We start from the raw sequence: 15405 nt of genomic DNA, 5'->3' as shown, positions 1-15405 counted from the left end.
GAAAGGTTGAGATGTGATGTCTGATCAATTTACAAGTCGTGAACAGCGACGTAAAGCAAGTCAAGAAAACAATAAGAAGCAAAAGAACAAAAAAGGCAAAAAGAAAGCAGGTCTATTTAAAAAAATATTTTTATCTTTACTCGTGATCGGTCTTCTTTGTTTAGTAGCCGGAATCACAACTTTTGCCGTTTTTGCATCAAGCGCTCCTTCTATTGATGATAGCAAGCTAAAAACGCCGTATTCTTCAAAACTTTACGATAAAGACAAAAAAGTCTTTGCAGAAGTCGGGGCGGAAAAAAGAACGTATGTCTCGATTAAAGATATACCCGACGTGGTAAAAGACGCGTTTATTGCAACTGAAGATGCACGTTTTTATAAACACCACGGGATTGATCCTATCCGTATTGGCGGTGCTCTTGTCGCAAACGTCGAGGACGGTTTTGGAGCAGAAGGTGGAAGTACGATTACACAGCAGGTTGTGAAGAACTCCCTGCTTAACAATCAAAAGACGTTAAAACGTAAAGTACAGGAAGTATGGCTCTCGATTCAACTTGAGCAAAAATACTCTAAAGATGAAATTTTAGAAATGTATTTAAACCGTATTTTCTTCTCTCCTTATGCTTATGGTGTTGGGAAAGCGGCTGAACAATTTTTCGGAGTGACAGATTTAAATAAACTAACTGTTGCACAGGCTGCCACACTTGCAGGTATGCCGCAAAGTCCATCTGCCTATAACCCAGTGAAACATCCAGAGGCAGCGGAAAAACGCCGTAATATCGTTTTAGGCCTAATGAAAAAACAAGGCTATATTTCAGAGAAAGAGTATGAGGAAGCAAAAGCAACACCTGTCAGCAAAACAGTTGTTTCAGCTGATAAATATAAGAGTCAAAACTCAAGTAAGTACTCTGCTTATATTGAAGAAGTCATGGAAGAAGTACAGAAAAAAGCCAAAGTAGATGTATCAACAGATGGATTAAAAATCTATACTTCTCTTGATCGAAAAGCTCAGGATCATCTGGATGACATCATCAATGGGGATTCAGCCGGATTTACGAAAGGTATGCAAGCTGGAGTCACCCTGCTGGATACAAAAAATGGCGAAATTCGTGCCATTGGTGGTGGTCGTGATGTGCCAGCCGGCGGCTTTAACTATGCCACTGATGCAAAACGCCAGCCGGGATCTACAATTAAACCAATTTTAGATTACGGCCCTGTAATTGAAAACAAAAAATGGTCAACATATCAGCAAATTGATGATGCGCCTTATACGTACTCTAACGGTACACCAATTAACAACTTTGACAGAAGACACTTAGGGAAAATGTCGATGAGAAGTGCTTTGGCACAATCACGAAACATCCCTGCTTTAAAAGCTTTCCAAGAAGCTGGTACAGATAATGCTGTTCAATTCGCCAATAACTTAGGTTTGGACTTACCTTCTGACATTCCTGAGTCTTACTCAATCGGCGGATTTGACGAAGGTGTCTCATCTCTTAAAATGGCTGGTGCATTTAGTGCATTCGGTAACAACGGATACTATAATGAACCGCATGCCGTAACGTCTGTTGAATTTAATGACGGGACGAAGCTTGACTTAACGCCAGACTCTAAAGCAGCCATGAGTGATTACACTGCATTTATGATCACAGATATGCTGAAAACTGCTGTACAATCTGGAACAGGTACACTCGCACAAGTACCGAATGTTCAAGTAGCTGGTAAAACAGGTACAACCAACTTTACACAAGATGATATTAATAAATACAACATCCCTTCTGGCGGGGCGAAAGATTCATGGTTTGTCGGTTACACGCCGCAATACACAGCAGCTGTGTGGACCGGAATCGGCAACTCAAAAGATGCAGACGGCAAAATGTGGCTCACGGATTATGAACAACGTGTTGCCAAAGTTGTCTTCCAGAAATTAATTTCTCAAATTGATGATGGAAGCGGCTCATTTGAAAAGCCAGACAGTGTCGTTGAAGCAACGGTTGAAAAAGGATCAGATCCAGCGAAGTTAGCTGGACCAAACACACCAAGTGATAAGAAGACAACGGAATACTTCGTCAAAGGAACTGTCCCAACAAAAGTTTCTGACACATATGAAAAGAAAGAAGCTGACAAACCATCTGACTTAAAAGCGGTGTATGATGAAGAGAAAAAATCGATTACACTCACTTGGGGTTATGATGACGATGCAGATGCAACATTTAATGTGAAGCAAGCGGTCGATGATGGAGGCTATAAAGACATTCAAAACAGCTCTTCTAAAGAAGCCGTCATCTCTGATGTGAAGCCAGGATCCACCTATAAATTCCAAGTGACAGCGACTGTAGACGATGTCACAAGTAAAGCTGCTTCTACCTTCCTCACCATTAAAGATGACGAAGAAGAGGAAGAAAAAGCAGATGATGAGAACAAAGAAGAAGAAGAGCCACAGCAACCTGATGATGAGCAGACAGATCAAACAGATGATAATCAAAACCAAGGTGGCACTGATGAGCAGAAGCCTGATGATAAAAAAGATCAAGGCGGAAATACCGAAAATGGTGATGGCTCAGACAGTACAAATGGAAACAGCAACTCACAGAGCGATGCCAATAAAGATAAAAAGAAAGACGACGAGAAAGCCAATTCTCAAAGCTCAAATACTCAGTCAAATTCTACTTCTCGCAAAGAAGACGAATAACAAAAAAGCACTTGCCCTATGTGGCAAGTGCTTTTTTAACGATTTTGTTTTAACTTTCTGAGTGCTTCGTATTTTCCATACTGCTTTTTGAGCTCTGTGTATAACTCGTCCAATTGAATAAAGCAATGATATTGAGTAGGTTTAAGTAAAATAAACTCTAATCGTTCTGTCCAGTTAATGGGGGCTACTGGAAACGTCTGTTGTTTGATTTCCTCCCAATCAAAGGTTTGAAGCTTCTCTCCTTTGATCCAGTAAAACATTGCAATCATACTGACAATGCCTTGCAGCATATCATCCTCTTCACACCGAGATTTTCTCGTTTGAAAGCGAGGAAGCATGTTGTCTTTTAATTCATTCCACAGATCAAACATCAAAGGAACAAATTCTTCCGTTTTCTGCCACGGTTGCTCATCTAGTAAAGGTTCTGAAGATAGATCAAATGCGAGTGGATTGATTCTTAATATATCCTTTTTTTCGCCGCTTATCTCTACCTTTTTCTCTTTTAGCTTTTCGACATATGAGGTGAAAACAGCTGCTCCGCTCATGCCAGCTTCACCAGCCCTTTTTTCAGCCTCTTCTGCCCTTCTCTGCACATATCAAGAAGTGGACAAGATTCACACTGTGGCCGCTGCGCCTTACAGTGATATCTGCCGAAAAAGATAAGACGATGATGGGTCACGGACCAATCCTCTTTTGGCACCTTCTTCATTAAGGTTTGCTCTACCTCAAGAACAGAATCCTTCCAGCGGCAAATCCCAAGTCGTTTGCTGACACGCTCGACATGTGTATCTACTGCAATGGCGGGAATTCCAAAAGCGACAGACACAACGACATTTGCTGTTTTCCGTCCAACCCCTGGGAGCTTGATTAGCTCATCTCGATCTCTTGGCACTTCACCGCCATAATCTTCAATCAGCATTTGGCTTAATTTTTGAATGTTTTTTGCCTTATTACGATAAAGACCGATCGAACGAATATCCTGCTGCAACTCTTCAAGCGGCACACTTAAATAGTCTTCTGGTGTTTTATATTTTTGAAATAGATGTTTGGTCACTTTGTTCACTAGAACATCTGTACATTGCGCTGAGAGTGCGACAGCAATCACTAGTTCAAATGGATTGGAATGAACAAGCTCACACTCAGCCTCTGGAAACATATCTCCTATAATATCTAAACATTCATTGATTTGTTTTTTTGATAACATGCCTTCTCCTTTATTGGTTATTGTTCCAGCCAATTATAAAAAGGAACTTGTCTTTTATATGAAGATGTTTCTTCTTTTGAAGGTGGGGCTTTTTGCTGCGAACGGAAATGCTGGCTATGCTCTTTCGCTTCTTCCGCTGTTTTCAGCCCTTTCTTTTTCCACTCAAACAATATTCGATCGATATAGCGAAAATTTAATTTTCCGGATAAAACGGCTTCTCTTAGAGCAAGACGAATCATTTCAGCATCATGATGGTCTTGGTCCATCCAGATCGAGAGTGTTTCCCCTTCAAGAGGAGAAAGTGGTCTGCCAAACTCATCTTCAAATAGCGCATATAAAGATTTTTCAGCCTGCACATGATTTTTTTGTACGTCTTTCGCCTGTTTTGCTTCTAAAAAGTCATACAGCACACCCCATAAGGGTTCTACCGAGTATCGGTCATGCTGAATACCAGACCTGTCTTCAAACGGCTGGATCGAAATAAACCCTTTTTGAATCAAATACTGCACCATATAAGCACATTCTTCGGCCGAAATGGTCATACCATGTGAAAGCTCTTCAAATGTTTGAAAAAAGACGCCTTGTTCTTCATTCATTTTAATCTTTAACATGACCATCATTTGTGATTCATTCAGTCCTAATTGCTCATAATGGGCAATCAGCAAATTAGGCAAACTGGTCGAACCCATTTTCTGCATATCTATAAATTGCTGCCTTTTCATCGGATACACCTCTTCACTTTCAGTATATCACGTTTTCTCATACGTGCTGCCCTTAAGACGTTTGAAAAAGCCTCCATATGTTGGAGGCTTTCACGTCTTAAGGATATAAACGGTTTAATAATCTTGGGAATGGAATTGTTTCACGCACATGCGGCGCTCCGCTAATCCAAGCAACTGTTCGTTCAAGTCCAAGACCAAAACCTGAATGTGGTACAGAACCATACTGTCTTAATTCTGTGTACCATTTGTACGTTTCTTGATCTAACCCATGTTCTTTTAGTCTTGCTTCAAGCAGATCTAAATCATGAACACGTTCAGAACCGCCGATAATCTCTCCATAGCCTTCTGGCGCAATTAAATCTGCACAAAGGACGACATCATCACGGTCTGGTGCAGGCTGCATATAAAATGGTTTTAATGAGGTTGGGTAATGAGTGATAAAGACTGGTTTATCATAGCTTTCGGCGATCGCTGTTTCATGCGGCGCACCGAAATCATCTCCCCATTCAATGTCATCAAATCCTTTATCCTGCAAGAATTTAATCGCTTCATCATATGTGATGCGCGGGAATGGTGCTTTGATGTTTTCTAATTTTGCTGTATCACGGCCAAGTGTGTGGAGTTCTACTTTACAATTTTCAAGTACACTTTGAACAACGTGAGACACATAATTTTCTTGGTACTCAAGGTTCTCATTAAATTCAACAAATGCCATCTCAGGCTCGATCATCCAGAACTCGATTAAATGACGTTTTGTTTTCGATTTTTCTGCTCTAAATGTTGGACCGAATGAGAATACTTTTCCGAGTGCCATCGCAGCAGCTTCCATGTAAAGCTGTCCACTTTGAGAAAGGTATGCATCTTCATCAAAATATTTAGTAGCAAACAGCTCTGTTGTTCCTTCAGGAGCACTTCCTGTTAAGATTGGCGGATCCACTTTCACGAAGCCTTCTTGATGGAAAAACTCATATGTAGCACGAATAATTTCATTACGGATTTTCATAATGGCATGCTGTTTTTTAGAACGCAGCCATAAATGACGGTGATCCATTAAGAATTCTGTTCCATGTTCTTTTGGTGTAATTGGGTAATCTGTTGCTTCGTGAATCACTTCAATGGATTTCACTTGTAATTCAAAACCAAGTGGTGAACGTTCGTCTTTTGTTACTTGTCCTGTGACATAGACCGATGTCTCTTGTGTCACTGATTTCGCAAGCTTAAAGACTTCCTCTTCCACCTCTGCTTTTACAACGACTCCTTGAATAAAGCCTGTCCCGTCGCGAAGCTGCAAGAATGCAATTTTCCCGCTTGAACGTTTATTGGCAATCCATGCGCCGATTGTTACTTCTTCATCGACGTGTTTGAACACTTGATTAATAGTTGTTTTCAACATATTTCCCTCCAAAGCCAGAAAGAAACTCACCTTGTTAAATAGGTGTGATTCTTTTTTCATACATTTTATTATAACCGTTCTAAATCAGCATGGTCAACGCAAGACAGAAGAAACTATGGTGTTAAATTTTTTTCCACTCGTCCTGTCGTAAAATCAACATAACTGAAACTATATTGGTCGTTCTCATTTAAGTACGTTACTTCCCAAAGGAGGACGTCACCTTCTCGTGCTAATTGAACATTTTTCAGCTTAGAAATGGTGTTCTCCTTTTGAACGGCTTGTACTGCTTGGGTTGAAGTAATGCCTTCTTTTGCTTTTTTAGCAATGACTTTTTCTTTTTTGCTGGCAGGTACCCACACATAGATCGCTTCGTTTTGTTTGTTTTTACCTTCCACAATAAATTGCTTTTCTTTCCCAACAAAGGTATCCACTTGCTCTACTTGTTCTATTGATGCTTGCTTTTTTGCTCGTTCAATCGCTGCCTCATGACCTTCTTCTTTTTGTCCCATGGCAATTTGATAAATCCACGAAAAGCTAATGATGCCAATGAGTAAAACGAGCGCAGCAATGGATGAAATAATCCAAACTATTTTTTTCATGTCAAGCTTCCCCTATGTGCGATATATGGTAAATATCGCTTGATTTTGATCTTCTTGATCTAATGCTAATCCAAACATAAGATCTTCCCTTTTAAGCGTTCTGTTCAGCAAATCGACGATTTTGTATAGGTCTTCTGAATGCTTAATTTGAACAGTTGAAAGTACCTCTATTTTACTTTCCACTTCTAATTCCTCCTCGGTACGTAAATATTGTTAGTCATACTTTTCAATGTGAGAACCGATACTATTTTTACAACGGAACATAAAAAACCGTTACGATAAATTAACTCCAAACCCACACCAGTGAAAGGCCGCTTATGACAGCGGCTTTTCGTTGTTAAGCTTTTCTATATACGCCTCAAGCGACTCTTTGGACATCTCGTGAACTGGCGCATGATGAAGTGATTCTAAAAATAGTTTTCCATACGAAGCGGTTTTCACTCGGCGGTCTAAAATCAGCAATGTTCCGATGTCTTTTTCCGAGCGCAGCAAGCGGCCGGCTCCTTGCTTAAACGTTAACACAGCTTCCGGGAGAGCGACGGCTTTAAACGGATTCTTCCCCTGTTTTTTTGCCGCTTCGCATTTTGCTTCAATGAGCGGTGAATCGGGCGGGCGGAAAGGAAGCCTTGCCATAATGACGGTCGTTAGCTCTGAGCCAGGAAAATCCACACCTTCCCAGAAACTCCCTGTTCCTAGCAAGATGGCCTGCTTAGCCAATTTGAACATTTTTGTCAATTTTACAGGGCTGCCGCCTGTCAAACCTTGAGCAAACAAGGCCGATTGCATACCTTCTGATTTCAGCTCTTCATACACTGCTTTTAACATCTCATGTGAATTAAATAACACCAATATTTTCGCTTGATCCTGCTTTTCCATGATCTTAATATAATTTGCAGCTTGCTTCACATATTCGCGTTCATCACGGTTTGTGATCGGCGGCATGTCAGCCGGTACAACGACCTTAAGCTGTTTTTCAAGTTCAAAAGGTGAATCAATTTGGACAAGGTGTGGGTAAAAATCTTGCAGACCAAATCGTTCCAAGCAATAATCAAAGCGTTGATTGATGGTAAGCGTCCCTGATGTGAGGACGACGCTTTTTTTGTTCATGAAGAACCGATCAGCTAGCAGCTCCCCTGTATCCAGCGGCTGCGCGTGCATAAAGACAGCATTCTTGGCACCCTTTGCATCAATCTCAATCCAAACGGTTTCATCATTGTTTGGTTCAAAGATAAACCGGTACAGCGTACTGCAGAATGTCTGCATAAATGACATCACTTGATCGTATTCTTCTGCTTCAAATGCAAACTGCTCTATGAACTGATCACTTTTGTGAAGCAACTCATTTTTTTGCTGCTCATACAGTTTCTCACAAGCAATCAATAACGAACAAAGCTTACTCGCTGATTCTTTAATTCGGACCCACTGAGCATGTTTTGAATGATGACGGACTCTATGAATGAGACGATTGATGTCCGCTTTTGGTTTTGTCCTTTTGACAAAAGAATGTACGGTACTAAAAAATGCGTCACTTTCCATCTGAAGCTGCTGAAGATACTCGTCCATTTCAATAAAGGTGTCAGTTGATAAACCTGCCCCATGAAATCTCTTTTTCAATTTCTTAAGCAGCCCGCCATGCAAAGAGCCAAGCTGCGTTAATTTCGCATGAAGCTGGATATAAGACGCACTGTCACCTAGCGTTTCATTGGCTGTTTTTTCAAATTGGTGGGCCTCATCAATCACATAGACATCTGCATGCTGAAAGATAGAAGCTCCTTCTGTTTGAGATAAAAGCAGACGGTGATTCGTCAAAATTAAATCAGCGGTTTGAGCCTTTCGTTTAGCCCGTTCATAAAAACAATGTTCTTTAAAACGGCGTTTTTTCGATGTAAATGGCATGTGCACACAAGAGATACGGTCTTTTATATTTGCAGCTCCTGACGGTAAATTCAGTTCAGACAAATCACCTGTTTCAGTGACAAGAAGCCACATTAAAATTTGCGCTTTTGTTAAGACAACATCATAGTTATCATCTTCCTCATGCAGGACATGCTCAAACTTATCTAAACAAATATAATGTGCCCGCCCTTTAAACACACAGGCGGCTGGCTCAAATGGGAGCAATTGCTTGAGTAGCGGAACATCGCGCTGAAGCATCTGCTGCTGCAGTAAAATAGAATATGTACTGATAATGACAGGTTTTCCTGATTTCTTTGCTTCTAAAGCAGCTGGTATAAGATAAGCGAGTGTTTTCCCGATTCCTGGCGCCGCTTCAATTAACGCATAAGCTCTTTCATGGAACGCATCTCTTACTTTGTTCATCATCGTGAGCTGGCCTTCTCTTACTTCATAGCCTTCTAATGTTTGAGGAAGCTTCTCTTTTATCTCCTCAAACAGTTGCTCGTCGTCAGCGCCTACTGCATATGTCGATTCAGTGATAGGATTGGTCACATCTTTCACAGCAAAAGATCCTACTTCTACAAGCGAATCATCCTGACTAGAGTGATTGGTTTCAAGCTGCTTAATTAAAAGTCCTATATCACTTAGAAGATAAGAGGATAATCTGCGCAGCTGTTTTAACACATTTGGCGGTGTATTCCTTAATTGATGTAATAAGGTTAAAAATAACATGGCAGTAACTTCCGCATCACTATCCGCTCTGTGCGGGTGGTCATGTGGAAGCATGAGCTCTTCGCTTAATTCAGTTAGCTTATAACCTTCAAGCTCAGGATAAAGAATTCTAGAAATTTCAACCGTATCAATCGCTAGCACATCCAGCTCATGTTTCCCGCATGCTTTTAGTTCATCGTTTAAAAAGTTCAAATCAAAATGAACATTGTGCGCAACAAAATAAGCGCCCTGTATGAGATCATACACCTCTTGGGCAATGTCCTCAAAAAACACCGCGTCATCAACCATGTGCTGCTTAATACCTGTCAGCTGTTCAATAAATCCAGGAATCGTTTTCCCTGGGTTCACATATTTTGAATACCGTTCGACAATTTGTCCATTTTCAATGACCACCGCAGCAATTTGAATGATTTTATCACCTTTTTTTGGTGAATTCCCGGTGGTTTCAATATCAACGACAACAAACCTTTGATCGGTCATAAAATGGACACCTCAATTCCTTGTTTCACTTATAGTGAAACACACTCTGGGCAATATAGCTGAAACAGAACAGCTTCCTTATATGAAACTGTTCTGTTTCCATGTGAGCGTGCGTTATAAAATCGTTCTCGCAGGCTCTTGCCCAATCATTTGTTCAATTTGATTTTGTTTATTTAACACGACCACTTTAGGTGTGTGCGATTTCGCTTCTTCCTCTGACAACATCCCATAAGCGATAATAATGACTTCATCTCCTGGCTGAACCAATCTTGCTGCCGCACCATTTAAACAAATGACACCGCTCTTTCTTTCTCCAGGGATGATATATGTTTCAAGTCTAGCACCATTGTGATTATTAACAATTTGCACTTTCTCATTTGCCATCATGCCTGCCGCATCAAGCAAATCTTCGTCGATGGTAATACTACCTACATAGTGTAAGTTTGCTTCAGTCACTGTCGCTTTATGAAGTTTCGAGGTCATAAAAGTTCTATACATGCTTTTCACCGCTTTCAGGAACCTGGAAAATCACATTATCAATCAGTCTTGCCCGGGAGAACTTCACAGCAGTGGCAATGATCACTTGGCCCGTTAAGTGCTGAAGAGGTTCAAGCTCTGGGTAGGAGTAAATGTCAATATAATCGATTTCTCCACTCGTTTGAAGAATCTCCTCTTCCACTAATTGATAAATACGATTTACATCATGTTCACCATTTTCTACAGCTGTCTGTCCTTTTTTTAATGCCCGGTATAAAGCAGGTGCTTCTTGCCTTTCTGTTTCAGACAGATACACGTTCCTTGAACTTTTCGCTAAACCGTCTTCTTCTCGAACAGTAGGAACAGACACAAGGTGAAGATCAAAAAAGAAATCCTTGATCATCGCATCGATAACAGCGACTTGCTGTGCATCCTTTAGCCCAAAGTATACATTGGTTGGTGCGACAAGGTGAAACAGCTTTGTCAGCACCGTGACAACGCCGTCAAAGTGTCCTGGGCGTTTCTTCCCGCATAAGACGTCTGTACGCTTTTGGACAGTCATCGTAATCGATGGCTCATCTTTGTACATTTCCTTCACATCAGGTGTAAATAATATATCTACTCCAGTTTCTTCGGCAAGACGCTGGTCTCTTTTCATATCTCTTGGATAGGATTCAAAGTCTTCATTCGGTCCAAATTGCAATGGATTAACAAAGATGCTCATCACCACAATGTCATTTTGATCTCTTGCTTCTTTTGCAAGCGTAAGATGTCCTTCATGAAGGAAACCCATTGTAGGGACAAATCCAATGGAATGCTGCTTCTTTTGATGCTGCTTGATCATTTCTTTTAATTCATGAATATGGGAGACAACCTTCATTCCTTGATCCCCCCATATAAACCATCAAGGACTTCTTCTTTCATATGAAAGGTATGAGCATCCTCTGGGAATGTGCGTGCTTTTACTTCTTTTGTATATTGTATGAGCGCTTCTTCTAATACAGCATCGATTTGCGCGTATTGTTTCACAAATTTAGGTGTTCTAGACACGCCGTACCCTACCACATCATGGTAAACAAGAACTTGTCCATCTGCTTCAGCCCCTGCCCCAATTCCGATCACAGGAATCTTTAGCATGTCAGTAATCCGTTTTGTCAGTTCACCAGGTACACACTCTAACACAAGAGCGATGGCGCCTGCTTCCTCACATTTCAGACTATCTTCAATCAATTTCTGTGCACTCTCTTTGTCTTTTCCTTGCACTTTATAGCCGCCAAGGACACCGACTGATTGGGGGGTGAGCCCTAAATGGCTTACAACAGGAATACCGCCTCTTGTAAGTGCTTGGATGGATTCAAATACTCCGTCTCCACCTTCAAGCTTTAAGGCATCAGCACCGCTTTCTTGCATAATGCGTGCTGCATTTTTCATCGTTTCTTCTAATGAATAATGATAAGACATAAATGGCATATCCGTCACAACAAATGTGTCTTTTGCGCCTCTTTTGACTGCTTTTGTGTGATGAATCATATCATCCATCGTCACTTGCACTGTGGAATCAAGTCCAAGGACAACCATCCCAAGTGAGTCACCAACTAAGATCATGTCGACTTCCGCTTTTTCCGCTTGCTTTGCAGCTGGATAGTCGTATGCTGTCAGCATCACAATAGGTTCGTTTTGTTCTTTCATTTTGAAAAAATCTAACTTTGTCTTCATTTGTTCCTCCTCATTCTGGAGAGGAGATGGCTTGTCTGATCTCACACGCTTTTATCTCTCATGTGCAGACGAATCATCCCTCTGTCCAAGTCCCTTAGGATCAAGGCAGAAATTTATCGAATTTTTCTTCCTAACAGGTACAGTTCTTTTTCAGATACTGCCCACACGAAGTATATCAAAAATGTGCCGGGTGTTCCACTTAAGTTGACTTGATCTCGATGTCAGCGGAGTAGATGTTTTGGATTCCGCCCTCCGTTTCGAGTAAGAGGACCCCTTCATCATTAATCCCAAGCGCCGTTCCAGCATATTGTCCATTGACGGTGCGTGCGATGATACGCTTTCCAATGGTCATCGCATACGATTCCCATAATTGTTTGATCGGAGCAAAACCATAAGTCATATATTCATCATACCTTTTTTCAAAGGTGGACATGATGGTTTGAATCAATGCCGCTCTGTCTACCTTTTCACCCAGCTCCATTTGCAAACTCGTCGCAACATCCTTTAATTCTTCAGGAAAATCATTTGCCGTCTGATTCACGTTAATGCCTGGACCAATAATGACTGCGTGAACTTGGTCAGCTTCTGCTTTTAATTCAGTCAAAATACCAACGACCTTTTTTCCGTTTAGCAAAATATCGTTTGGCCATTTGATTGATGGACTGAGACCCGTTTGCTGCGCTATGGCTTCAGCGATGGCGACAGATGCTAAAAGCGTCATTTGCGGCGCTTTGTGCAGCGGTATTTCCGGCCGGAGAATCAAACTCATCCAAATGCCTGTCCCATTTGGTGAATGCCACGTTCTTTGAAGGCGGCCTTTTCCGTTTGTCTGATGATCACTGACAACAAGCGAGCCGTGCGGGGCTCCTTTATTGACGAGGTCATGGGCAATGAGCTGAGTTGAGGCGACTTCTTCTTGAAAGTAAATATGCCTGCCAAACAGCTCTGTTTCCAAACCAAACAGAATTTCGTCTTCACTAATTTTGTCCGGTTTACGAAGCAGCCGGTATCCTTTTCTTCTGACCGCTTCGACCTCATATCCCTCTTTTCGCAAATCCTCTATATGCTTCCATACTGCCGTTCGGGAGCAGCCAAGCTCATCACATATTTGCTGGCTTGAGACAAAATCTTGCTCAGATGCTGTAAATAGTTCAATTAATCGTTTTCTAATCGCTGATCGCACGCTATGAGCCACTCCTCTATGGCTTCTTTTCGGTTTTCAAGCTGGTTTTGCAAAACGGCTTTTTTTACAGAAGCAAGCTCTTCTGCAATCCATTTACCAGCTGGCTTTTGCCGAAAGGCCATCAAATCTTTTCCTGACACTGCAAGGTCTTGAAGCTGTTTAAGCGGCAACGCATCATATGACCGTTTCGCCGCCTCCAGCTCATCAAAGAAAATGCGGCGCTCATGTTTGAGTTGCGTGATTTTCATACTAGAAAGCAGGACATGTTCACCAGCTTCAAACATTTTTTCCGCATCCCAGTCACAATCAACATATTTGCTAATGGCAACGGCTTCTTTTAAAAGTTTCGTTGATAACTTCCATTCTTTTAAAAAGGACACCGCCTCCGCCTCATCTAGACCAAGTAAATGGATAAAGGCTCCCCACACCTCATCTAACCCATCCAATAAATAATACGGGAAAGCTTGGAACGTTTCATTCAGCTGATCCTTTTTGAGGCCGGGCAATTCTTCATACAATTTGGTGGAGATGAGCACCTTGATGGCTTGCTCACAGTAGCGTCCTTTTAAAAGTTTTTCCATTTCGATTTTTTTGCGTTCAACAGATATATTAGCAAGCAGATGTTTATCTTTTTTCATTGCTTCTTCCGTCTCTTTAGAAAGCTCAAACCCGAGCTGGCTTAAAAACCGCACCGCTCTCATCATCCGAAGCGCATCTTCTTGAAAGCGGCATGCAGGATCTCCAACCGTTTGAATTCGTCTCCGCTTAATATCCCGCTTGCCGCCTACATGGTCAATGATGTCACCATGAATATCCATGGCCACTGCATTGATCGTTAAATCTCTTCTTAAAAGATCTTCTTTTAGTGATGAAATAAACGCCACTTCTTTAGGCCGGCGAAAGTCTTCATATTCTGATTCAGTCCGAAACGTAGTGACCTCATAGCTGACTCCGTCAAGTAACACAATAACAGTGCCATGCTCTTTGCCGACATCTACTGTTTTATCAAATAAAGACTCCACCACATCAGGTGTGGCATCTGTCGCAATATCGATATCCCCAATTTCCCTGCCTAAAAGGACATCTCTCACCGCACCGCCGACAAAATAAGCTTGATACCCATGTTCATGCAGTGTATGTAAAATAGGGATCGCATGTGTGAATGGTTCATTCATCTTCAACATCACCTTCGATCAATTCTAAGTAAAGCTCTTCATACTCTCTCACAATTTTGTCAGAAGAGAAATTGGCTTCAACACTAGACTTGGCTGCCATCGATATTTGCTTATGGAGCGCATTGTCTTTCAGAATAGAGATAGCATGTTTTGCTGCTCCATCTACATCACCAAGCGGAACAAGGAATCCTGTCTCTCCATGTGCAATCACCTCTGGAATTCCTCCAACGTCTGTTCCTATACAAGGTACTCCGCATGCCATTGCTTCAAGTAGTACAAGACCAAAACTCTCTTTCTCAGAAAGCAGCAGCTTCAAATCACTAATCGAATAGAGCTCCTCCACCTTCTCTTGTTTTCCTAAAAATAACACGCGGTCCGTTAATCCAAGCTTTTTCACAAGCTCGCAAACAACCGATTTTTCAGGTCCGTCCCCAATCAGTAGCAGTTTTGCATTCACCTGTTCAGAAATCTGTTTAAACACATGGATTACGTCATGCACCCGCTTCACTTTACGGAAATTTGATACATGGATGACGACCTTCTCATCCTGCAGAAGACCATAATGCGTCTTCAGCACTTCGTGATCTTCACGCAAATATACGCGCTCATCGACGAAATTATGGATCGTATCAATTTTTTTATTCGGTTTAATCAGATCGTATGTCTGCGCAGCTAATGAATGTGATACAGCCGTTACGCGGTCAGATGATTCGATCGCAAACCGGATAACTTCCTTTAAAGATGGATCATAGCCTAAAACCGTAATATCCGTCCCGTGAAGGGTGGTGACGACTTTGACAGACTGTCCAGTCATTTGTTTGGCTAAGAACGCACAGACAGCGTGAGGGACCGCATAATGCGCATGAATAATATCAAGCTTCTCTCGTTTTGCCACTTCTGCGAGTTTACTTGCCAGTGCAAGGTCATAAGGCGGATATTGAAACACAGCATATTGAGTGACATCCACCTCATGAAAATAAATATTCGGATACACTTTATTGAGTCTAAACGGAATACTTGAGGTAATGAAATGAACATCGTGCCCTTTTTCAGCTAAACGTTTTCCAAGCTCTGTGGCAATAATGCCCGAACCGCCAACACTCGGATAACAAGTGATTCCGATCTTCAATTTTTTCATA

14 protein-coding genes are annotated in these 15405 nt (G+C 41.5%); 1 reads left to right on the top strand and 13 read right to left on the bottom strand.

Annotated elements, in window-relative coordinates; all coding sequences use genetic code 11:
* Positions 1-16 precede the first annotated feature (16 nt).
* Complete coding sequence (locus MHH23_RS10910) at positions 17-2689, top strand: PBP1A family penicillin-binding protein (RefSeq protein ID WP_035702944.1); 2673 nt, start codon at positions 17-19, stop codon at positions 2687-2689.
* A gap of 35 nt (positions 2690-2724) precedes the next feature.
* On the opposite strand, the gene MHH23_RS10905 is transcribed toward MHH23_RS10910, so the two are convergent.
* The 13 genes from MHH23_RS10905 to bshA form a co-directional block, all read right to left on the bottom strand.
* Positions 2725-3234 (bottom strand): YpoC family protein, encoded by a 510-nt coding sequence (locus tag MHH23_RS10905; RefSeq protein ID WP_251185260.1) that lies wholly within the window; start codon positions 3232-3234, stop codon positions 2725-2727.
* Positions 3231-3893: an endonuclease III gene (gene nth / locus MHH23_RS10900; RefSeq protein WP_008344602.1), complete on the bottom strand. Its 663-nt coding sequence runs from the start codon at positions 3891-3893 to the stop codon at positions 3231-3233. The genes MHH23_RS10905 and nth overlap by 4 nt, the downstream gene beginning before the upstream one ends.
* Before the next feature lie 17 nt (positions 3894-3910).
* A complete protein-coding gene (locus tag MHH23_RS10895; protein WP_008344601.1) occupies positions 3911-4615 on the bottom strand; it encodes a DnaD domain-containing protein in 705 nt (234 codons plus the stop codon).
* Between the two features lie 97 nt (positions 4616-4712).
* Positions 4713-6005 (bottom strand): asparagine--tRNA ligase, encoded by a 1293-nt coding sequence (gene asnS / locus MHH23_RS10890; protein WP_024718525.1) that lies wholly within the window; start codon positions 6003-6005, stop codon positions 4713-4715.
* A 116-nt stretch (positions 6006-6121) separates the two neighbouring features.
* Positions 6122-6607, bottom strand: a complete 486-nt coding sequence (gene tseB, locus MHH23_RS10885; RefSeq protein WP_144665682.1) for a cell wall elongation/penicillin-binding protein regulator TseB — start codon at positions 6605-6607, stop codon at positions 6122-6124.
* A gap of 12 nt (positions 6608-6619) precedes the next feature.
* The gene (locus MHH23_RS10880; RefSeq protein ID WP_008344594.1) at positions 6620-6790 is read right to left on the bottom strand and encodes a YpmA family protein; all 171 of its coding nucleotides are present in this window, start codon (positions 6788-6790) and stop codon (positions 6620-6622) included.
* A 132-nt stretch (positions 6791-6922) separates the two neighbouring features.
* Positions 6923-9715 (bottom strand): ATP-dependent DNA helicase DinG, encoded by a 2793-nt coding sequence (dinG, locus tag MHH23_RS10875; protein WP_268431914.1) that lies wholly within the window; start codon positions 9713-9715, stop codon positions 6923-6925.
* A 114-nt stretch (positions 9716-9829) separates the two neighbouring features.
* Complete coding sequence (gene panD / locus MHH23_RS10870) at positions 9830-10213, bottom strand: aspartate 1-decarboxylase (RefSeq protein ID WP_017359738.1); 384 nt, start codon at positions 10211-10213, stop codon at positions 9830-9832.
* Positions 10206-11072 (bottom strand): pantoate--beta-alanine ligase, encoded by an 867-nt coding sequence (panC, locus tag MHH23_RS10865; RefSeq protein ID WP_251211229.1) that lies wholly within the window; start codon positions 11070-11072, stop codon positions 10206-10208. The genes panD and panC overlap by 8 nt, the downstream gene beginning before the upstream one ends.
* Positions 11069-11908, bottom strand: coding sequence for a 3-methyl-2-oxobutanoate hydroxymethyltransferase (panB, locus tag MHH23_RS10860; protein ID WP_008344587.1), 840 nt, complete (start codon positions 11906-11908; stop codon positions 11069-11071). Before panB ends, panC begins: the two co-directional genes overlap by 4 nt.
* A 199-nt stretch (positions 11909-12107) precedes the next feature.
* Positions 12108-13091 carry a bifunctional biotin--[acetyl-CoA-carboxylase] synthetase/biotin operon repressor gene (locus MHH23_RS10855; protein WP_017367494.1) on the bottom strand — a complete coding sequence of 328 codons (984 nt, stop codon included), beginning with the start codon at positions 13089-13091 and terminating at the stop codon, positions 12108-12110.
* The gene (locus MHH23_RS10850) at positions 13064-14266 is read right to left on the bottom strand and encodes a CCA tRNA nucleotidyltransferase (protein WP_268431909.1); all 1203 of its coding nucleotides are present in this window, start codon (positions 14264-14266) and stop codon (positions 13064-13066) included. The genes MHH23_RS10855 and MHH23_RS10850 overlap by 28 nt, the downstream gene beginning before the upstream one ends.
* Positions 14259-15404: an N-acetyl-alpha-D-glucosaminyl L-malate synthase BshA gene (gene bshA / locus MHH23_RS10845; RefSeq protein WP_024718520.1), complete on the bottom strand. Its 1146-nt coding sequence runs from the start codon at positions 15402-15404 to the stop codon at positions 14259-14261. Before bshA ends, MHH23_RS10850 begins: the two co-directional genes overlap by 8 nt.
* Position 15405 lies beyond the last annotated feature (1 nt).

Origin of the sequence: Bacillus sp. FSL K6-3458 (assembly GCF_038005045.1) — a bacterium.
GTDB classification, from domain to species: domain Bacteria; phylum Bacillota; class Bacilli; order Bacillales; family Bacillaceae; genus Bacillus; species Bacillus altitudinis.
This window is presented reverse-complemented; position numbering and strand designations above follow the sequence as displayed.